Origin of the sequence: Xenorhabdus cabanillasii (genome assembly GCF_003386665.1) — a bacterium.
Taxonomy (GTDB): Bacteria; Pseudomonadota; Gammaproteobacteria; order Enterobacterales; family Enterobacteriaceae; genus Xenorhabdus; species Xenorhabdus cabanillasii.
In genome coordinates this window covers 778,918-799,703 of sequence record NZ_QTUB01000001.1, presented here as the reverse complement: position 1 = coordinate 799,703, position 20,786 = coordinate 778,918, and the positions used below count along the sequence as shown (strand labels likewise).

Annotated in this window: 20 protein-coding genes and 2 pseudogenes; 14 read left to right on the top strand and 8 right to left on the bottom strand. The window is 42.2% G+C overall.

The window, feature by feature from the left end:
* The first annotated feature begins 96 nt into the window (after positions 1-96).
* The 6 genes from BDD26_RS04040 to BDD26_RS04015 all read left to right on the top strand — a co-directional run bounded on the left by BDD26_RS04040 (position 97) and on the right by BDD26_RS04015 (position 4,244).
* The gene (locus BDD26_RS04040; RefSeq protein ID WP_038268037.1) at positions 97-411 is read left to right on the top strand and encodes a PTS sugar transporter subunit IIB; all 315 of its coding nucleotides are present in this window, start codon (positions 97-99) and stop codon (positions 409-411) included.
* A gap of 84 nt (positions 412-495) precedes the next feature.
* Complete coding sequence (locus BDD26_RS04035; RefSeq protein ID WP_211305450.1) at positions 496-1,719, top strand: PTS transporter subunit EIIC; 1,224 nt, start codon at positions 496-498, stop codon at positions 1,717-1,719.
* 35 nt (positions 1,720-1,754) lie between these two features.
* Positions 1,755-2,117, top strand: coding sequence for a PTS lactose/cellobiose transporter subunit IIA (locus BDD26_RS04030; protein WP_038268031.1), 363 nt, complete (start codon positions 1,755-1,757; stop codon positions 2,115-2,117).
* On the top strand, positions 2,104-3,543 hold the full coding sequence (locus tag BDD26_RS04025; RefSeq protein ID WP_115825611.1) for a glycoside hydrolase family 1 protein: 1,440 nt from the start codon (positions 2,104-2,106) through the stop codon (positions 3,541-3,543). Before BDD26_RS04030 ends, BDD26_RS04025 begins: the two co-directional genes overlap by 14 nt.
* A gap of 20 nt (positions 3,544-3,563) precedes the next feature.
* Positions 3,564-3,824: an HPr family phosphocarrier protein gene (locus tag BDD26_RS04020; RefSeq protein WP_115825610.1), complete on the top strand. Its 261-nt coding sequence runs from the start codon at positions 3,564-3,566 to the stop codon at positions 3,822-3,824.
* A 33-nt stretch (positions 3,825-3,857) separates the two neighbouring features.
* Positions 3,858-4,244 carry a cytidine deaminase family protein gene (locus BDD26_RS04015; RefSeq protein ID WP_038268022.1) on the top strand — a complete coding sequence of 129 codons (387 nt, stop codon included), beginning with the start codon at positions 3,858-3,860 and terminating at the stop codon, positions 4,242-4,244.
* 128 nt (positions 4,245-4,372) lie between these two features.
* Here the strand turns inward: BDD26_RS04015 and BDD26_RS04010 are convergent, their stop codons facing one another.
* The 4 genes from BDD26_RS04010 to exbB form a co-directional block, all read right to left on the bottom strand.
* A complete protein-coding gene (locus BDD26_RS04010; RefSeq protein WP_115825609.1) occupies positions 4,373-4,966 on the bottom strand; it encodes a gp53-like domain-containing protein in 594 nt (197 codons plus the stop codon).
* An 855-nt stretch (positions 4,967-5,821) separates the two neighbouring features.
* Positions 5,822-6,454: a hypothetical protein gene (locus tag BDD26_RS04005; RefSeq protein WP_425330435.1), complete on the bottom strand. Its 633-nt coding sequence runs from the start codon at positions 6,452-6,454 to the stop codon at positions 5,822-5,824.
* A gap of 267 nt (positions 6,455-6,721) precedes the next feature.
* On the bottom strand, positions 6,722-7,147 hold the full coding sequence (gene exbD / locus BDD26_RS04000) for a TonB system transport protein ExbD (RefSeq protein ID WP_038268016.1): 426 nt from the start codon (positions 7,145-7,147) through the stop codon (positions 6,722-6,724).
* A 6-nt stretch (positions 7,148-7,153) separates the two neighbouring features.
* Complete coding sequence (gene exbB, locus BDD26_RS03995) at positions 7,154-8,191, bottom strand: tonB-system energizer ExbB (protein ID WP_038268012.1); 1,038 nt, start codon at positions 8,189-8,191, stop codon at positions 7,154-7,156.
* A 407-nt stretch (positions 8,192-8,598) separates the two neighbouring features.
* On the opposite strand from exbB, the gene metC reads away from it, so the two are divergent.
* The 5 genes and pseudogenes from metC to BDD26_RS03975 all read left to right on the top strand — a co-directional run bounded on the left by metC (position 8,599) and on the right by BDD26_RS03975 (position 12,593).
* Positions 8,599-9,795 (top strand): cystathionine beta-lyase, encoded by a 1,197-nt coding sequence (gene metC / locus BDD26_RS03990; protein WP_115825607.1) that lies wholly within the window; start codon positions 8,599-8,601, stop codon positions 9,793-9,795.
* 233 nt (positions 9,796-10,028) lie between these two features.
* Positions 10,029-10,700 (top strand): DedA family protein, encoded by a 672-nt coding sequence (locus BDD26_RS03985; RefSeq protein WP_115825606.1) that lies wholly within the window; start codon positions 10,029-10,031, stop codon positions 10,698-10,700.
* 201 nt (positions 10,701-10,901) lie between these two features.
* Positions 10,902-11,072: pseudogene (locus BDD26_RS19945) on the top strand (NADH-dependent alcohol dehydrogenase); the annotation flags it as partial.
* Positions 11,073-11,097: 25 nt separating this feature from the next.
* Positions 11,098-11,943, top strand: coding sequence for a 2,5-didehydrogluconate reductase DkgA (gene dkgA / locus BDD26_RS03980; protein WP_038268004.1), 846 nt, complete (start codon positions 11,098-11,100; stop codon positions 11,941-11,943).
* Positions 11,944-12,239: 296 nt separating this feature from the next.
* The gene (locus BDD26_RS03975) at positions 12,240-12,593 is read left to right on the top strand and encodes a putative signal transducing protein (protein ID WP_244922643.1); all 354 of its coding nucleotides are present in this window, start codon (positions 12,240-12,242) and stop codon (positions 12,591-12,593) included.
* A gap of 642 nt (positions 12,594-13,235) precedes the next feature.
* On the opposite strand, the gene BDD26_RS03965 is transcribed toward BDD26_RS03975, so the two are convergent.
* A complete protein-coding gene (locus tag BDD26_RS03965) occupies positions 13,236-13,892 on the bottom strand; it encodes a YtjB family periplasmic protein (RefSeq protein ID WP_038267998.1) in 657 nt (218 codons plus the stop codon).
* Between the two features lie 117 nt (positions 13,893-14,009).
* Here BDD26_RS03965 and serB point away from each other — a divergent pair, with 117 nt between their 5' ends.
* Positions 14,010-14,987: a phosphoserine phosphatase gene (serB, locus tag BDD26_RS03960; RefSeq protein WP_115825604.1), complete on the top strand. Its 978-nt coding sequence runs from the start codon at positions 14,010-14,012 to the stop codon at positions 14,985-14,987.
* Between the two features lie 45 nt (positions 14,988-15,032).
* Complete coding sequence (gene radA / locus BDD26_RS03955) at positions 15,033-16,421, top strand: DNA repair protein RadA (protein ID WP_115825603.1); 1,389 nt, start codon at positions 15,033-15,035, stop codon at positions 16,419-16,421.
* A 63-nt stretch (positions 16,422-16,484) separates the two neighbouring features.
* On the opposite strand, the pseudogene BDD26_RS03950 reads toward radA, so the two are convergent.
* Positions 16,485-17,623, bottom strand: a pseudogene (locus BDD26_RS03950) (ISAs1 family transposase).
* 87 nt (positions 17,624-17,710) lie between these two features.
* Positions 17,711-18,205, bottom strand: a complete 495-nt coding sequence (locus BDD26_RS03945; RefSeq protein WP_099119460.1) for a DUF6453 family protein — start codon at positions 18,203-18,205, stop codon at positions 17,711-17,713.
* 186 nt (positions 18,206-18,391) lie between these two features.
* Between BDD26_RS03945 and BDD26_RS03940 the strand changes: the two genes are divergently transcribed.
* Positions 18,392-19,360 carry an IS110 family RNA-guided transposase gene (locus BDD26_RS03940; protein WP_115825602.1) on the top strand — a complete coding sequence of 323 codons (969 nt, stop codon included), beginning with the start codon at positions 18,392-18,394 and terminating at the stop codon, positions 19,358-19,360.
* An 88-nt stretch (positions 19,361-19,448) separates the two neighbouring features.
* On the opposite strand, the gene BDD26_RS03935 is transcribed toward BDD26_RS03940, so the two are convergent.
* The gene (locus BDD26_RS03935) at positions 19,449-20,783 is read right to left on the bottom strand and encodes a reverse transcriptase domain-containing protein (RefSeq protein WP_115827487.1); all 1,335 of its coding nucleotides are present in this window, start codon (positions 20,781-20,783) and stop codon (positions 19,449-19,451) included.
* Between the last annotated feature and the right edge of the window lie 3 nt (positions 20,784-20,786).

Here is a 20,786-nt window from a genome sequence, read left to right as displayed (position 1 = left end):
GAAAACACATAATTGAATATAAAATCAAAATTCAAGATAGTAGTTTATATATCAAAAAACAAAAATCAATTAGCAGCAAAATAATGAGGAATTTATATGAAAAATATTTTTATTATGTTGTGTTGTGGAGCAGGTATTTCCAGTGGCATGTTAGCAACAAAAACCAGAAATGCCGCCAGACAAAAAGGGGTATCAGCTACTGTTGAAGCCAGAAGTGAAAGCGAGGTAGCAGAATACTTTTCAGTTATCGATATCCTGTTTCTTGGACCTCACTATGCTTCGCAAAAAGATGAGTTCCAAAAACATGCTGATATTTACAATATTCCTGTGCTTGTCGTACCACAAAATATTTATGGAAAATTAGACGGAGAAGCATTACTGGAATTAGCTATAAGTACATTAAATCGTTAATTTTATTCTTTACAATACCAGGGATTTCACTTACTCAGAATAGACAAAGACAATAATAAAGAGAGATGCGAAATGAAAGCATTTATGTCGTGGTTATCTGACTCATTTGCACCCGCGATGCAAAATTTTACTAAGCGACCGTGGGTAGCCGCTATTTCTGGCTCCATGCAGAAAAATATTCCTTTTATCTTAGCGGGATCACTTATATTTTTTTATAATGTATTTCGTGCTTACCTTCCTTTTTTACCCAATCTTGGCCGGATTGCCGAATACTCTTTTGGCATGCTCGGTTTAATTACCGCGTTTATGATAGCTAATCAGATGATGGAAAAACTTCATCATTTTCGCTATACCCTAATTGCCGGGCTGACTTCTATTTGTGTCTATATGATGTTCATTAAACCGGAGTTCGCTGACGGCAATATGATTGTCAGTTTTGAACGATTCGGCCCCGCAGGCATTTTATTGGGTATTGTCACCGGCTTATTTGTTTCCTATCTGTTTCATCTCTATACCAAAATCGGTTTGCTGAAAGAAAGTTCCCTGCCTGATTTTGTTGTCGGCTGGATACATGCCATTATCCCGATTCTGATTTCCATCGGGGCAGGGACATTGTTGGTATTCACCTTTGAAGTTGATGTCTTCTCCCGGCTACTTTCTCTCTTTTCGCCTATTGCTGCATTCGGGCAAACATTGCCGGGATTTATACTCATGGCATTAATCCCTGCTATTGCAATGTCGATGGGAATTTCAGTCTGGACATTTACCGGCCTGCAAATGCCTATCTTTATGCTTGGTATCAGTACCAATATGACTCTGGTGGCAGCAGGGCAGTCCCCTACCAATATTGTGACCTATGAAACCATGTATACAGCAGCTTTGATTACCATGGGAGGAACCGGCGCCACTCTCGCATTAAATCTTTTAATGCTGTTTTCTAAATCCAGAGAGCTTAAAGCCACGGGCTATATCTGCATAGGGCCTTCTTTCTTCAATATCAACGAACCGCTGGTGTTTGGTACACCGATTGTCCTCAACCCACTGTTAATGCTCCCCATGTGGATTAACGCAATCACCAGTCCCATTATCGTCTGGGTATTCATGCGTTCAGACTGGCTGAATATTCCCGCTAAAATGATTCAGGTCGGTCAAATACCTGCCCCGTTCTCCAGTGTCATGATTACGGAAGACTGGCGGGCTATCATCTGTTACATCGTACTAATGGCCGTGTTCCTGATTACCTGGTATCCCTTCTTTAAGGTGTATGAGAAAAAACGGATTGAGGAAGAGAGCACCAATGCAGCATAAGTTATATATCCAACTCCATTACAAGGAAAATAGCAATGAACAGTGAGGAAAATATCTTAATTCCTATTTCCATGGAAATAATTCTCGATGCAGGTAATGCCAGAGAAAAAAGTGAAAAGGCCATGAAATATGCCCGTGACGGTGATTTTGACAATGCCCGCTTATATATGGAAAAAGCACGCAAAATGGTGTTGTCTGCCCATCAGACACAGACTGAAGTTATTCAGAAAGAAACTCAGGGAGATAACTTTAATTTAAGCCTACTGTTTATTCATGCTCAGGATACATTAATGACAATACGCAGTGAGTTAATTCTGAGAGAAGAAATTATTAGTTTATATAAACATCTTCACACTACGAGTAATAATAAAGAGGAAAAACAGCATGACGAAAAATAATACTCTGTTTCCTGAAAACTTTCTTTGGGGAGCTGCAACCAGTGCCTATCAGGTTGAAGGAGCAGCGGAAGAATATGGCAAAAAATTATCACAGCAAGATATTCTCAATAATAAACCCGGATTAGCTGATACTCATATTACCAGTGATCATTATCACCGCTATAAAGAAGATATTGCATTAATGAAAGAACTGGGGTTGAAAGCCTATCGTTTCTCCATCGCATGGTCACGCATTTTCCCTGACGGGATCGGCAAGCCTAATGACAAAGGCGTGCAGTTTTACCACAATCTTATCGATGAACTATTGGAAAACGGTATTACGCCAATCCCGACACTTTATCATTATGATATGCCTATGGCATTGGTGGAAAAATATCATGGTTGGATCGACAGACAAAGTGTGAATGATTTTGCCTGTTATGCTGAATTTGTCATCAGAGAATATGGCGGGAAAGTTAAATATTGGCTGACGATCAATGAACAAAGCATTATCGTGCAATTCTGGACGAAAAAGTGCTTTATCCCTGAGCAATATCTCCACAATGAGCAGATTAAGTATCAGATCAATCACCATATGAATCTGGCTCATGCGATTGCCTGTAAGTTGGTTCATCAATGGGTGCCTGGTGGTCAGGTTGGTGCCGCATTAGGGTATTCCGCTATTTATCCACTGACCAGTAAACCGGAAGATAATCTGGCTGCCCAAAATGCCAATGATCTACGCAATTACTATTTCACCGATATCTATCTGAAAGGGCAATATAATCAATCCGCGTTAACTTACCTGAAAAATCATGGGCTGGCTCCCAATATTGAAGACGGCGATATGGAATTAATCAGAGAGGGCTATTCTGATTTTCTGGCACTCAATTATTATTGCAGCCATACCGCTGCCGCAGCGCCGGCAAATGCTCAGAGACGAATGGATGGTTTTAATCCAACAGGTGTCAAAGGACAAATTGACGGCTATGAGATCCAACCCGATTACTATCAGATCCATAAAAACCCACAACTTGATACCACAGACTGGGATTGGGCGATTGACCCGCTTGGGCTTGAATATCTATTACGCGATTTATATACCCGTTATCAGAAGCCGTTGATGATCACTGAGAATGGCTTCGGTGCCGATGATGTACTGGAATCTGACGGCACCATTCATGACAGTTACCGCATTGATTATCTGGAAAAACACCTTCAGGCCATTAAACGGGCGATAGATTCGGGTGTTGTAGTTCTCTCCTATAATCCGTGGAGTTTTATTGACCTTCTTTCCACCAGCAATGGTTACAAGAAACGGTATGGTTTTGTTTATGTCAATCGCACTGACGACGATTTAAAAGACCTCAGCCGTTATAAGAAGGATTCGTTTTATTGGTATCAGAAAGTTATCCAGACACGTGGTGGTTCATTAACTGAATCCTGATTTTCTTTTTAGGTAAATTTATGATCGAATATTCCGTAGTAGTCACAGCTCCTTCGGGGCTACATACCCGGCCTTCTGCCCAACTTTGTAATTTAGCCAAAACTTATAATGGCACAATAGAAATTATCAGCGGAGATAAAAGTGCTAATTTAAAAAGCATGTTCAAAATTATGTCGATGGGAATAAAAAGTGGCATGGAAGTCACTATTCGGGTTGAAGGAGAAAATGAAGAGGAAATGGCACAATCGGTTGTGGAGCTTATTCGTAATATTAAAGAGTAAGCTCTATATGTTATCTCGTCAGGAATATTTATCATGTTTTCTTTTGATGAAATGGAAAATACTGCCCATCAGCTTATTTCTCCGACACAATTAAATAAATATATTAAATATGGTCATGTAGCTGCGGTTATTCAGAGTGGATCAGGGCATATTTATACCGGTATTAATATTGACACCGCCTGTTCAATGGGTTTTTGTGCAGAACATGGTGCCATTGCCGATATGATAAAACATAGAGAAACCCGGATAGTTAAAATTATCGCAGTCAACCAATATGGAAACATTATTCCTCCATGTGGGCGTTGTCGGGAATTTATCAGCCAGATAAATAAGGAAAATATCCATGCCGAAGTGAAAGTTACCAAAGAGCAGATTTTATCACTTGGTGAGCTACTGCCATTTGATTGGAAAAACGCGTAGGTTTTATTATTAGCTGGTATTTGATAGAAAAACTGCCCGATTATTCCATTCGGACAGTTTTTATTATCAATGAATAAATTATATTATTAATATTATAACAATATAAAACATATCATCTGAAATATACATTAACATCCAATGACAACATATTGACCAACAACACCCATATCAGGCTTTAATACATCCTCATTGCCCATATAATCAAAAAACTTACCAGCGATCCAGGCTCTAAAACTGTTTAAAGTACCATTGGTATATCCAGCCATAGGAATTATCCAAGAACCTGTATCTATAAACTGAATATTAAAAATAGAGTTTTTAAAAGGTTTTGGTAATTCTACTGTGTTTTCAACAAAAAACTCAAATTTATGCATACCCCATTGAATCATTAGTCCATTAGGGAATTCCTGATAACCATTTTGCATTAACTGATTAGGAAATTGCTTTTCCTCATGACACTTCAACGAATCAGAAAATTTCTGAGACAGACCAGAAACATCTCCGTCATCTAAGACATTCTGCTCACATTGGGTAGACATAAAATTAGCCATAACGGAAGACATTGTTGACGTTTGACGTAATATTTTGTTTAACAAATCAATTTCAAGTTTATTGGGAGGTAGCCCAATATCCAGATTAGAATTATTTTGATAATCTTCCTGAGAAACAACGTTCGCATTTCCGCCAATAGCAAATGCTTTAAAATCATTCTGGTTACTCATATCTTCTCCTTGGATAAATAAGAATACTGACCTAAATAGATTTCGTATTAAAATATCAACACAAGAAATAAAAATGGAGCAACTACAGTTATACTATTATCTCTCTGTAATTTAACGAGAGACGCTAATAATATCATGATAAAAAACACGTGCTAAATAAAAAATCATCCTATTAAAAATTCGGACAAAACAATTACAATTAATCCTGACAGGTGTAAGAATAAAAATATAAAACCAATATCAAACGATATGATAATCACTTCCTCTTAATAAATATAACGCACCTATTAATTGATAAGGCAGAAAGAGCGATTTTGATTAAAACTGACCGGTTTAATTATTCTGGTTAACTATTCTGGCAGTTTTTAACAGGGTAAGGAGCGTGGTTTTAAAATCCATACTTTGAATAAAGGACGAAGCTGGATTAATACGATAAGAGCAATCTGAATGATGTTATTAGAAAAGTACAAGAATTTGGTGCAGTGACGTCCTCTTCATTTACATCAACGTATTTCTCTATTGATATTGCACCAAATATTTCTTTCAAGATCATAGATGAATATTTATCTAGTCTGTCAAACAGTGAAATACTTGACTATGAAGATGCATGTTTACAACATACCGATTAGATACTCAAAGAATGTCTGAATGTGAGTCTTTGTTTAATCTGGATATCACGAGTTTCCACGTGGATGGTGAATATAAACTACCCGACGATGACGAAATGAAGCGCATTTTCCTTGTTCGCGGTTGGTTATAGCCGTAATTATCGTTCTAAACTGTCAGATGACGTTGTCTAAGCTGGTACATTTTGAGCAGTGAAGGCCTCGTGAAACAACTTTCTAAACACAAAAGTTACTGTGATAACAGCGCCTTGCTAATAACAACTAAACGGTGAGTGTGAACGTCGGGATCTTCCCCCCAATAAAAATCACCCCATTCTTCGTGAAACTCTCTCATATTTGCAATTGCGGTTAGCGGACTGTCCATTTGTGGACCATCAGAGGCATAAACATGGAACCCTGTACCAAATGCCCATGAGAGCATGGTTTCCCAAAAACGCCTGCCGTCTCCGGTTTGTTCCTCGTCAGTAACCACAATGTTATGCTGCTCTAATAGATTGAAAAAGAATGTTCTCGGCAGATCATTAACAGCACCTTTATGCTCAATGGAGGTGCTACGCCAGACTTTTATTTGAGTACAGGTTGTTTTGTTAAAAACAATGTCTTTACGGAATCTTAACTCAACGAGGTAAACTGTTTCAGGCTCATCACCCGTGGCGATAAGGCGGTATTGGTCTTTTTTTAGAGGCTTAACCAGACGATAGCCATGCTGAACGGCAAACCCCGGCAAAACATAATCAGCCACGCCTTCTTCAATGAACTGTTTTGTATGAGCAATATTTTTAGAAGGCATTTTTAATTTTTTGTTGAAATCCGCATCAGAGATTAGTCTTGGCATTTTCTTGTGAGCCTGTGCTAATGACATATTTTCCATAATGTTCCCTCATATTGGACAGTTTATAAGCATAGTATATACAGACTTGGTCAGAAATAACACAGACACCGCTAACCACTGCGCGAGTCTAAAATTCATTGAAATGCATGATAAAGTCATTGGGTATTATTTAAACATTTAACATTATCAATAAATGAACGCCATGACTCAATTTTGATTAAAACTACCCGATTTAACTATTCTGGTTAACTATTCGGGCAGTTTTTATTATTCAGATTGGATTAACCACTGATCAGATTATTTGGCCTCTACCGCTTCCATGCCAACCAGACCCACTTTCAGGTAGCCAGCCTTGCGCAGAGAATCCATCACGCTCATTAACGTTTCATAATCTACGGTTTTATCCGCCTGGAAGAAAATCGTGGTTTCTTTATTAGATTGGGTTGTTTGATCCAGTACCGAAGAGAGCGTACTATGGTCAACCAACTGATCACCGACATATAGCTGCTGATCAGCTTTCACCGTCAGAAAGACCGGTTTCTCTGGTCGCGGTTGTGGTTTGGCTGATGATGCAGGTAAATCGACTTTGATATCGACGGTCGCCAGTGGTGCTGCCACCATGAAGATGATCAACAGTACCAACATCACATCAATAAATGGTGTGACGTTAATCTCGTGTAATTCACCGTTATCGTCCAAATTCTCATTAAGACGTATTGCCATAATTGATTACCTTGCTTCTGCTTTCTCAGTTTCTCTGTCAGCCAAATCAAGATCACGGCCAAGCAACAGAATTGCCTGTGCTGCCATATCGCCCACTTGCCCACGGTATGATGAAATCACACGGGCAAAAACGTTATAGATAACTACCGCCGGAATTGCAGCGACCAGACCCAAGGCTGTCGCCAAGAGTGCTTCTGCAATACCCGGAGCAACAACCGCCAGGTTAGTAGTTTGTGAATGTGCGATACCAATGAAGCTGTTCATGATCCCCCAGACAGTACCAAACAGGCCGACAAACGGTGAAATCGCGCCGATAGTCGCCAGATAACCGTTTCCACGCCCCATATGACGGCTGATTGCCGCAACAGCACGCTCCATGCGGAATGAGGTACGCTCTTTGGTTCCATCTTTATCAATGCTTTCAGCAGATAAGTTGCGTTCAGACTGTGCTTCGTTCAATAACAGGCGGCTGATACTATTCTTACCGAAATCAGCGGCAATTTTCACGGCTGCATCCAGATTAGCAGTGTCTGCCAATGCCAGTTGCTCTCTGCGTAAACGGCGACGAGCCATGAATAATTCGCTTCCTTTGGAGAAGAAAAGTGCCCATGTAATAACAGAAGCAATCACCAAACCTACCATGACGCTTTTTACCACGACATCCGCATTCTGATACATCCCCCAAACGGACAGATCTGTTGCAAAACCACTGGATAAGTTTTCAGAACCTTCCACAACCGTTGATTCCGCTGCGTCTGTTTCTGTTATTTCAGTTACCTCGGTAGTTACTGTTTGCTGTTCAGCCGTCGCTGACGCATCCGTTTTCTGAGCTTCGCCTTGCGGTGTATCTGCTTTCGCCGCCTCTGCTTGCGCAGCCGCAGAAGATACCGATGTTGCCGGCTGAGGGGCAGCCTGATTTTCTGGCGCAGCAGCCGCTGTTGTTGGTACGGTATGAGCTGGTACGGTATTAGCTGGTGCGGTATTAGCCCACGCTGAACCTGTTAACCCGAGTGCCAATAGAATAGAAGCTGTCAAATTACGCATCAGTTAGCCTTACTCTCTTTTTTATAGATTCTGTTACTTAGCAATGAATCGCGTTTACTCATCTTGCTAATCCTAATATATCCTGAGCCAGAGCTCGCTTTTCCAACTGATAAGGTTCCGTTTAACCCTATTTCATGCTTTTCATCACGTGAGGGAAAAGTCCATTCCAAATGATATCAGACATTGAGCGATTTGATAGTAATTATCATTACTATTTAATAAAAAAGTGGTAATGAAAAGGCGCGATTTCACTACCACCCTCCTTTTCACTATCACCCTCCTTTTCACTATCACCGATCACCTTGAATTTTCGTCAAGTTGCAAGAATCCCTTTGTAAAAAACGTGACAAATCTTTTAACTTGCAATGATTATTTGAGTAATCAACGTTAATTGAGGGGAAAATTATATGGCAGAAGAAAAGAAACTGGAGACCAGACTGGTTGATGTCGGAAGAAAGCATAAATTCACGCTTAATGCTGTCAACCCTATTATCCAACGAACTTCATCCGTCATTTTCAAAACGGTTGAAGATCTGAGATATGCCATAAAACACCGTGCTAACGGTGAACTATTCTATGGGCGTCGTGGCACATTAACGCATTTTGCTTTTCAGGAAGCAATGGCAGAGCTGGAAGGTGGCGTGGGGTGTGCCCTGTATCCATCCGGTACAGCCGCTATTACCAACAGCATTCTGTCATTTGTAGAGACAGGTGATCATATTTTAGTAGCAGGGACAGCCTATGAGCCTACACAAGAGTTTTGCAATCATGTTCTCAAGAAGCTGAATATTTCCACAAATTACTTTGACCCAATGATCGGAAAAGAGATTGCCACACTTATTCAACCAAATACAAAGGTCATCTTTCTGGAATCCCCCGGTTCCCTCACGATGGAGGTTCAGGATGTCCCTGCTATCGTGCAGGCTGCCCGGCAGATTAATCCTGAAATTGTCATTATGCTCGATAATACATGGGCTGCCGGTATTCTCTTCAAGGCACTGGATTTTGGCGTCGATATTTCTATTCAATCCGCCACAAAATATATCATCGGCCATTCGGATGGCATGTTGGGCACGGCTGTCGCCAATAAGCGCTGTTGGGATCAATTGCGGGAAAATTCTTATCTGATGGGACAAATTGCCGACCCCGATACAGTTTATTCCGCAACCCGTGGATTACATACGCTGGCTGTCCGCTTAAAACAACATGAAGAAAGCAGTCTTGAAATTGCTAAATGGCTATCCCAACGGCCTGAAGTCGCTGAGGTTTATCACCCCGCTCTACCTTCTTGTCCCGGACATCACTACTTTCAACGTGACTTCACCGGCTCCAGCGGGTTGTTCTCTTTCCTCCTGAATATTAACCTGACTCCCACTCAGCTTTCTGATTATCTTGATAATTTACAACATTTTAAAATGGCGTTTTCCTGGGGAGGATTTGAATCGTTAATTTTGGGCATATCACCTGAATCACTCGCGACTTTACGCAACTATCATTTCCCTAAAAAAACAAGAACATTAATCCGTGTACATATCGGACTCGAAAATCCCCAGGATCTGATTGCTGACTTGGATGCCGCTTTTACCCGCATTGCTGTGCGTTAACATAAATAACTAAATACATAATGATCGTGCCCCTGAATGGCTATCTTCCCACTACAGATGGCCACTGTTTTCTTTCCTTATCTTCCATTGATTCTCTTCAAATCAACTCGCCTGCGGCAATTTTGCGGTACACTGGGACACATGTGCTTATTTGATACTTTTTGTTGTTGTTCAAAAGCTATTGTTCAAAAACTGTTGTGTAAAAGTATCGTGTAAAAATTACAGGATAAATAATGGAAACGTTAAGCGGGATCGTGCATGCACTTTGGCAGCATGATTTTACCCAACTCGCCAATCCCGATGTCATCTGGATTATTTATGGTGTCATCTTTGTCACGCTGGTGTTAGAAAACGGTTTGTTACCCGCCGCATTTTTGCCCGGTGATACTCTTCTGGTCCTTGCTGGTGCGTTAATAGCTAAAGGTGTTATGGGGTTCTTTCCAACCATCATTTTACTGACTATTGCAGCAAGTCTCGGATGTTGGTTAGGTTATTTGCAAGGACGTTGGTTAGGTCATACCCGGATCGTCAAGAACTGGTTGGCTCAACTTCCTCTACAGTATCGCCAACGTGCCAATACCTTATTTGCCAAACATGGCCTGGCGGCGTTGCTCATCGGGCGTTTTCTCGCCTTTGTCCGTACTCTCCTGCCAACTTTTGCAGGTATTTCTGGACTGAATAATAAACGCTTTCAATTTTTTAATTGGTTAAGTGGCTTCTTATGGGTCATCATAATCGTGAGTTTTGGCTATATCTTGAATCAAATCCCCTTCATCAAAGCGCATCAGGATTTGGTCATGAATATTTTGATGATCTTGCCTGTCATTTTGTTGATCAGCGGTCTTATCGCATCTTTATTGATGTATTGGCGTCACAAACAAGCGTCATCAAGAAAACGTAAATGAATATATTGGTTATTCACCGCTATTGCAAAACTCTTTGCTTTCTCTGGTTATTAACTCATCAATCCTAAAAGTTAAACAATTAGAGTCCGCTCCGACAGGTATCATGATTGTCAATGATTTGAATTCTGACCAAGTTTTGACAGAAAAATTAAGTAACCTTGAATAGAGTGGACTCTGTTACTGCAAGAAAAATAGGATGCCAAACGTAAAAAACTCCTGCAATATGCTGAACGTATTCGGATATTTCAGCTTGATGGCAGTCCAATACCGAGTATGCTCAGAAAACTAAAACAGCAAGGTTTGATTGTGTTAGGTGAACACCAGGATATTACGCTTGCTGCCAGTAAGCGAATTTACGAAGCGTCCATCTGATATGCCAAATCTGAAGGAGGTAAAAATGGGTCAGCAGACAATAATTAAACTCGCAGATGGAAACCTCATGCCACAATTAGGGCTTGGGGTTTGGCAAGCGAGTAATGAGCAGGTTGTTAACGCTATCCACACCGCATTGGAAGTAGGCTATCGTTCTATTGACACTGCGGCAATTTATCACAATGAAAAAGGCGTAGGGAAAGCATTACAAGAAAGCAATATTCCACGCGAAGAGATTTTTATCACAACCAAACTGTGGAATGATCGCCATCAGGATGCACAAATTGCATTGCAAGAAAGCCTGGATCGGCTAAAACTGGATTACGTCGATCTCTACCTAATTCACTGGCCCGTGCCCCTGCAAGATAAGTATGTTGAAATATGGAAACAATTCATTGGGTTGAAAGAATCGGGACTGGTGCGCAGTATTGGTGTATGTAATTTTCACATTGAACATTTACAGAAATTAATATCAGAAACAGGTGTCGCACCTGTAATCAATCAAATCGAACTGCATCCACTGATGCAACAGCGACAACTTCATTCATGGAATGCTACCCACCATATTACAACTGAATCCTGGAGCCCATTGTCTCGCGGTGGAAAAGGCGTTTTTGATCACCCAATTGTTGAAAGACTGGCTGCTAAATACGAAAAAACACCGGCTCAAATTGTTATTCGCTGGCATCTTGATTCTGGCATGATTGTTATTCCCAAATCAGTAACACCTCACCGTATTAAAGAAAATTTTGCCGTTTTTGATTTCAAATTAGAGAAAGAAGATCTGGCTACCATGGCAGGGTTGGATATAGGTAAACGTCTCGGCCCCAATCCCGATTCTTATAATCTGACTGTGCTCAATTTAGGATAGAATTCATATAAAACTTAATGATAATCTATCACAATAAACTGAAAAATCATGCCTGAATTCTACTCCCTACAGAGTTCAGGCAGTTTAAATGAAAAGTTTTTTATTAATGACTTTTTGTAATAGGTTTTCGTTTCTTAAACTACGGTTTTAAATCTATTTGTATAAGTTAGTGTTTGTATCCGATATTAAATTATACTTTAACTATACTCAGTAGATTTATTGATAAGTTATCTAAGTGATAAACCATATGATATTGAGAGGTGCTTATGTGGAACATATCTCCGCAAAGAGGACATATGCAATTCTTAGCTAATTTTATGTCACCTATAGAGGCTAATATTATCCTTGGCAGAATGTTATCTGAGGGTATCCGTGCAAGAATAATCGATGAAGGCGTAGTATGGAATAATTATATGTATTCCCATGCGCTTGGCGGGGTAAAACTACTGGTACATCGTTCTGACCGGAAACGTGCTGAAGAAATACTTTCCAAGATTGACGATAACGAATATTTATTAGATGAAAAAAAGCCTGACCTTGAAATTCCTGTTTCAACACTATCAAAACGTCCATTTTCTGTATTAGCAAACTCGTTTTTGGTTATATTATTATTTCTGATAATTGGTATTGCATTACCATTAAAAATTTAATTACCAGTTATCAAAACTGAGTTAAATATAAAACATCCCTGTATAATCCGCTGCTACACCAATAATTAAAAAACTAATCAAACTTACAAGAAATATAAATAATAACCATGTTTACTATCTATATACAAATCACGGTCTACTCTTGCTTTATTACTTTAAATAACAGCAAAAATAAACTGATCAGCGAAAATGTTATTTATAGTGATAATCGTCATAAATATTTTCATAGTGAAATTCCAAATAATATCAGGATAAATGATAATGACTTACATAATAATTTCTCTATTAATGTTGATTCCTTTTTTCTTTATAGTAAAACGGTTCCTATTATCAAGCTATGTCCATTACAATGTTTTCGGAATTATACTAACGATATTAGCTATCTCTTTTCATATGTATGTTTTCCGTTTTGGGCATCCTCCTCTTGTTCATTCGGAGCTTCCGCATCATTCCATCATTTTTTATGGCTCCATCGCAGCAGCACTATTACATTGTCTGATCTATTCCATCTGCTTTAAGCTGTATTACGATGATAAGGATTTTTACGATGATCACTAAAAACAGTGCCATCCTGAGTCATTTTGCTCAGATGGCCCCATTCCCTTCACCCCGAATTATTTTCTGTTTTGGTATTCAACCCGGCTAGCGGGTGGAATTGTCTACTCTGTCTTCGCCGTCCGATGATTTGGTATTAGCGGTCAGCAAATAAGGTGATTGCTGCCAGCGGCTGGGAGCAAGCTGTAGTAAGCTATGAGCAAGAATAAACCCAATCGCCAACGCTAACAGCAGCATGACCCTGAGCAAATTAGTCGTGTTATCTACTTGCTTGGCTTCTGTTGCTAATCTGTGGGTATCCAACGTCAAACGGAGAAAACCTTTGGGTTTATTTTTACCCGGTATGGGAACAACAATTTGTTGGTTAAAATAGCTGCCTGCTTTTTTACCATCCAAAGATAACCGCTCACGAACAGAGACAAGTTCACCACTTCGTGCGACCTGTGTTCCATTTTCCAGATAAACACTGGCATCCAGAATGCGGCTTTTGTTAGTCAAATAGTTCAGATTGTCCATGATCTTCTTATTATTAAGATCTTTGCTGCCGTTATCCATATAATCAGACAGACTGAATGCAACCTGTTTTGCCAGCGTCTTAGCTAAATTTTCAAACTGATCCATATGAGCTTGTTGCTGTGAACGGCTAAAATAGGAAACACCCTGCATCAGCAATACCAGCAGTGCTATACATATTAAAATAATTGCCGTCTTGTGCAGTCGAAATTTCAGTTTTGCTTTACTCATAATTATCCTACCCCCAAACTCGTAACATTCCATGTTGCCAGATGCAGTAATGATAGGATAGTTTGAAAAGCATTTTTTACCTGCCAAAATTACATGGAATTACAGGAGCCGATATTCATGTCTAACAATCTGGCCTATCGTTACTTACCCGATGAAATCCATAAATGGCCGGGATTGCCGTTATCCCTCAGTGGGGATGAAGTTATGCCACTGGATTACCGAGCCGGAGACAGTGGCTGGTTACTATATGGTCGCAATCTGGATAAACAACGCATCAGTGATTTTCAGCATCGTCTGGGAGCCGCCATCGTTGTCGTTTCCTCATGGCGCATTGATGACTATCAAGTTGTTCGCATCGCAGGAAGCCTTTCTCCACGCATAAAACGATTAGCAGATGAATGTCATCTGGATGTTGTTCCATTGGGACAAATCCCACGCTTGCGTTCGCCAGGGTTGTTAGTCATGGATATGGACTCAACCGCCATTCAGATTGAATGTATTGATGAAATCGCACGACTGGCTGGTGTTGGTGACAAAGTCGCTGAGATTACAGAACGGGCAATGCAGGGAGAATTAGATTTCTCAGAAAGCTTACACCAGCGGGTTGCCCAACTGGCTGGTGCTGATGCCGCTATATTACAGCAAGTCATGGATACACTCCCTCTCATGCCGGGTTTGACCAGCCTTGTCCGCAAACTACAATCTCTGGACTGGCATGTCGCTATTGCATCCGGGGGTTTTACCTTCTTTGCCGATAATCTTCGCCAGCAATTACGCCTTTTTGCCGCAGTTGCCAATCAGCTCGAAATAAAAAATGGCAAATTGACAGGCAAAATCAAAGGGCCAATTGTTGACGCAAAATATAAAGCGACCACGTTGTTACGGCTGGCAAAAGAGTTGGATATTCCACTCAGCCAAACTGTGGCAATCGGGGATGGTGCCAACGATTTGAAAATGATCCGCAAGGCAGGACTGGGAATTGCCTATCATGCGAAACCGAAAGTATATACACACGCTAAAGTGGGTATTCGCCATGCGGATTTGATGGGTGTTTTGTGTATTTTGAGCGGCGGCTTAAAACACGAAGAGCGTTAGAGTCATTTTTTAGCTGCCCAGAGCAGTCATATCAGGGAGTATACAGTGGCAAAAGCAGCAAAACGGGCGTTCGTCTGTAACGAGTGTGGTGCGGATTATCCCCGCTGGCAGGGGCAATGCACTGCATGCCAGGCATGGAATACCATTACAGAAGTGCGTTTGGCCGCAACTTCATCTTCTTCTCGCAATGATCGTTTCAGCGGTTATGCAGGAGATGCCGGAGTCAGTAAAGTACAAAAACTTTCCGAAATCAGTTTGGAAGAGCTGCCTCGTTTTTCCTCTGGGTTTAAAGAGTTTGACCGTGTACTCGGCGGTGGAGTCGTGCCCGGCAGTGCCATTTTGATAGGTGGTAACCCAGGCGCAGGCAAAAGTACCCTGTTACTGCAAACCATGTGTCAACTATCTGAGCAGATGAAAACCTTATATGTAACGGGTGAAGAATCGTTACAGCAAGTGGCAATGAGAGCACATCGGCTAGGATTGCCGACGGATAAACTGAACATGTTGTCGGAAACAAGCATTGAACAGATTTGTCTGATTGCCGAGCAGGAACAACCTAAACTGATGGTTATTGACTCCATTCAGGTTATGCATATAGCAGATATTCAATCTTCACCCGGCAGTGTGGCACAAGTCAGAGAAACGGCGGCTTACCTAACCCGATTTGCTAAAACCCACGGTGTTGCGATCATCATGGTTGGCCATGTGACAAAAGATGGTTCTCTGGCTGGCCCGAAAGTATTGGAGCACTGTATAGACTGTTCGGTGATGCTGGATGGTGAAGCCGATTCTCGTTTCCGTACTCTCCGTAGTCATAAAAACCGTTTCGGTGCAGTCAATGAATTGGGGGTATTCGCTATGACCGAACAGGGATTGCGGGAAGTGAATAATCCCTCCGCCATCTTCTTGAGTCGTGGTGATGAGATCACCTCAGGCAGCTCCGTTATGATTGTCTGGGAAGGCACTCGTCCTTTACTGGTGGAAATTCAGGCTTTGGTTGATCACTCCATGATGTCGAATCCTCGTCGGGTAGCCGTGGGGCTTGAGCAAAACCGTCTGGCAATTCTGTTGGCGATATTACACAAGCATGGTGGTTTGCAAATGGCAGATCAGGATGTCTTCGTTAATGTGGTCGGCGGGGTAAAAGTCACCGAAACCAGTGCTGACCTTGCATTACTGCTCTCTTTGGTTTCCAGCTTTCGTGATCGCCCTTTGCCCCGTGATTTAGTGGTATTCGGTGAAGTTGGGCTGGCCGGGGAAATTCGCCCTGTTCCCAGTGGCCAGGAGCGTATTTCAGAAGCCGCCAAACACGGTTTTAAACGGGCAATTGTCCCTTATGCTAATATGCCGAAAAAAGCATTACCGGGAATGAAAGTCTTCGGGGTCAAAAAACTGACAGATGCTTTATCTGTTCTTGATGAATTGGATGACTAATCATGAATGATACATCGTTGATGATGTATCGTGGTTGATGCCTCAGGGCAAGAGCATGAATGTTTATTTCTTGCCCAACACCTGAAAACCTGCAATTAAGACCTTATCCAAATACTCACTGCTCATATTAGCCATATTCGTTTTTCGTCGGATACTGGCTTTTATGCGGGTTTCTGCACGCAACATATTCAGTGAGAGGGGTCGCATACCGGCTAATATCTCGGCACCGTTACCGCGACGAATGGCGCACGTATCTTCATTCATGGAAACATTGAGCACCCAGTGAACGCGGTTTTCAATCCCCCAATGACCACGCACTGCCGCCTTAAAACGATCGGGGTCAAGTTCCGCTGAGCTGATGTAATAATGATAATCCAGTGATTCTTTTTTTCTCGTTTTATCAAGGCGATATCGTATTGCCACGCCAATACTTTTTAAGCCTTTCCATTCCGGCAATTGCAAGGCAAGCTTCCCTGCCGGTAAGACATGATATTCACGTAATTCAATTCGACCATGTCCTTGTTCTATACTGACATTTTCTGGCTGACTGACTGACGGCAGTGACGTGGGTTGACAGCGCTTGTTTAAGCTCGCGGTGTAATGTTGCCTGATTATCTTTTACGGCCAGCAGGTAATCCCCGCCTTGGGCGATAATTTTTTGGGCAATTTGGGTCTGGCATCCCATCGCATCAAGGGTGACCAAACAGCTATTGATGTCCAGCAAATCAATTAATTTAGGAATTTCTTTGATTTCATTCGATTTTTTTCGGTTTTTAGCTGCCCCATGACAACCCCATTGGCCGTAGCAAATGCGCTCACCATATAGATAGGCGATAATCGCTGATGCCAATTCCCGATACTCCGTAAGGCTTTGCCATCAATCGCGATGATTTCACCGTCGGTGCGTTCACTGACCGCCTGAGTCCAGCGAATAAAGCAGCGTTGAAACTGGGCAGGATCAAGGCGGGAAATGATACGTGCTATTGTGTCATGTACGGGTAAGCCGGTTTGAAAAATCCCTTTTCCTGAAGCCATTTGCAGCGCATATTGCCGAAGTCTTCGATATCTTCCCAACCTTCAGCCCCCGTCAGGACGGCACACATTGTCAAAAAAAGGACATCAAACAGGGGATAGCTGATTTTGGCAGACTGGCGAGGATCGTTAATATCACCGAAATACTGAGAAAAGGCATCAAGTTCCATTAGAGGGCTCCCGAAAAAAGGAGTATAAGATCACAACTTAATTCATGGGTCAAATGGATTACTTTTGATTAAATAACGTTCGTGATCTCACCCTGGATATAAGTCTGTTGCTCTAATCATTGGGAATTGTAATTTTGTAGTAATCACATCAGTATGGTTATCGAAAGTAATATTCTCACCTTGGAAAAAAGGAATATATTTACTGGAATAAGTTAATTCTCCCCGTTCATTCCAAATATGTAATCCACCATCATCCCTCTGTGGAGAAAATCCAGAAGAAAAAACAACCACATATAAATTACAATCGTGAGATACCGTAATTTTATTGTATATTCTATCAGTAGAAACAGCGCAATTCGGATTATCACTTCGGACAAATACCACATGATTTTCAGGATTTGGTAATCCTAATGGTACACTCCATGACTGGCCTGCATTCATTTTTATTTTTTCTCTTAAAATGCAATAGCCAATCTCTTTTTCATCAGACACTGTTAAAAACTGATTTGCGGCTTCAAAATCTAAGCCAAAATTATTTTTTATTAATTGATTTTTCTTGGGTGAGTAGATCTGCCCGGTCACCCAAGCAGACCCCTTGTATCTTGAAATTCGACTATCATAAAAATGATTTGGCACAGTGTACGCAACTCGCCAGCCCCTGAGGGTTTTTAAGCCCGTTGAGGAGCTATTGACGCATACACTGAGCCACTCATCTGAAACCCGAACAGTTGTCCGTCATCCATAACGTATTTGCAAAGATGGGTAATCATGAGTCAGCCAAATCCACTTTGTGTGGGCATTGATGTTTCCAAAGCCTCACTGGATATCGCAGTCAACAGGAGTGTAGAGTCGTTCACAGCCAGTAATGATATTAACGGCTTTGATACCATTGTGTCCGTACTGAAGCAGCACACCGTGTCCCTGGTGTTGATGGAAGCAACCGGTGGACTGGAGTCTGCGGTTGCCTGCTCGCTTCAGGCCGAAAGGTTTGATGTCGTTGTTATTAATCCCAGGCAAGCGCGAGATTTTGCCCGGGCCATGGGATATCTGGCAAAGACTGACCGCATTGACGCCAAAGTCCTGGCTCAGATGGCGGAAGTGATAAACCGTCATCCCGAACGTGAACGGTTTATTCGAGCGCTGCCGGATGCGGAACGTCAGGTTATTTCTGCCATGGTGGTGCGTAGGCGGCAGTTGATTACGATGCTTGTTGCTGAGCGTAATCGCCTGCATCCGGCGCATCCTCAGAGCAGAAAGAGCATCAACATTATCATTAGCGCACTGGAAGTTGAGCTGGAGCGGATCGATGAGAATATGAATAAACACATCCAGACTTATTTTAAGGCACTGGCTGACAGGCTCAGCGCCATCAAGGACGTTGGTGCAATGACAGCAACAACCCTGCTGGCAGAGGTCCCTGAACTTGGCAAGCTCTCGCGTCGGGAAATCAGTGCACTCGTTGGCGTTGCCCCCGTTAACCGTGACTCGGGAACCCTGCGGGGTCGACGAACCATCTTTGGCGGGCACGCTGGAGTTCGGCCAGCGCTGTATATGGCTACACTCGTGGCAACCCGTTTTAACCCGGTGATCAAGACGTTTTACAACCGCCTGTTGGCGGCGGGTAAGCCCAAAAAAGTGGCGCTTGTGGCTTGTATGCGCAAACCGCTGACCATCTTAAATGCGATGATTAGAAAAGATGAAGAATGGAATAATTCGTATCATCAGATAACTCCATAAAAATTGCGTTCAAGACAGTTGCTCCTCAGAACCGGACGTGCGGAACTACCGCATCCGGCTCCCGACAGATCCGTGTCCCCACACATATTCAGCAAGAAATGAACATTGAATGCGTTTTCCAACGAAATGGATAACCCAGCATCTTCAGGATCAGATTCAGCTTTTTCCACGTCAGTCGGCGACGCCCACCTTTACGGTTGAACCCTCTGTAGAGTATTCGCGCACTTTGGTAGATAAACTGCCCGACTCGTCTCTGGTTATCAGATATACCGTGATAATTTATCCAGCCTCTGATTACTCTGATGACGATAGTCAGGACAAGCCTTTTGTCAGGTGTATTCAGGTTCTTCCAGAGAAAGTCCCTGAGTCCCTTCAATTTGGCCGCGAAACGGTCTTTGCGACTGGTTAATTTCAGTCGCCATAAACCTTTTCGCGATTTTCCCCAATAGCAGGTAAACCCCAGAAAGTTAAACGTTGGCAGGCGTCTGCCCGACTGATTGGCTCTCAGTGCTGCGATGTGTCCCGCAGGAATTAGCTGCGATTTGTCATCGTGCAACTCCAGTCCGTATTTACTCAGTCGTTTAGGTAATACCTTGTAGAAGCGTTCTGCCTCACTCCTGAACTCAAAGGTAAACACCATATCATCCGCATATCTCACCATCTCCGCCCGACCGCGAATGTGTGAACGGCTGATTTCATCAAACCATTCGTCTATCACATGGTGCAGGTAGATATTGGCAAGTACCGGCGATAGGATTGACCCTTGGGGGCATCCGCACGCGTTCTCGGATACCTGTTTGCCCTCGATAACAGGGGCCGTTATTAAGAGCTCAATCAGTCTGAGAAAACGGCGATCTGATATCTTCTTCCGCAGTAAACTCATCAGCTCAATATGGGGTATTGTGTTGAAGTACTTTCGGATGTCGATTTCCACAACCGCGCCATTCCAGTTACAGTATGTTTGCTGTTGCAGAGCCTTCAACGCCGCATGACCGTTTAATCCCGGTCGAAAGCCGTATGAGCAGGGCATAAACAGCGGCTCATAAATTCGGTTGAGAATATCACTGACCGCAACTTGCACCAGTTTATCCTCTATGCACGAAATAGCCCGTGGTCGTTTACTGCCATCCTCCTTCGGGATCTCCGTGATTCTGGCTGCTTTCGGGTGATACGTTCCTCTGCGTATCCGCATGATAAGATTGTTAATATTATCATCAAGGTGTTCACCGTAAGTGGCCTTAGTCATGCGATCAATACCCACAGCTTTACTCCCGTCAAGCCGCAAGAATTGCTCTTTCAGCATGTCAACATTCAGCAAATGTCCTAAGTTGTTGAACACCCGCTGCTTGTTATCTGCTGATTTCTTGCTTATACGCTCAAGTTTTGTTAACCATGATACTCCGTCGTTGCTGTGTACGGTCATTGT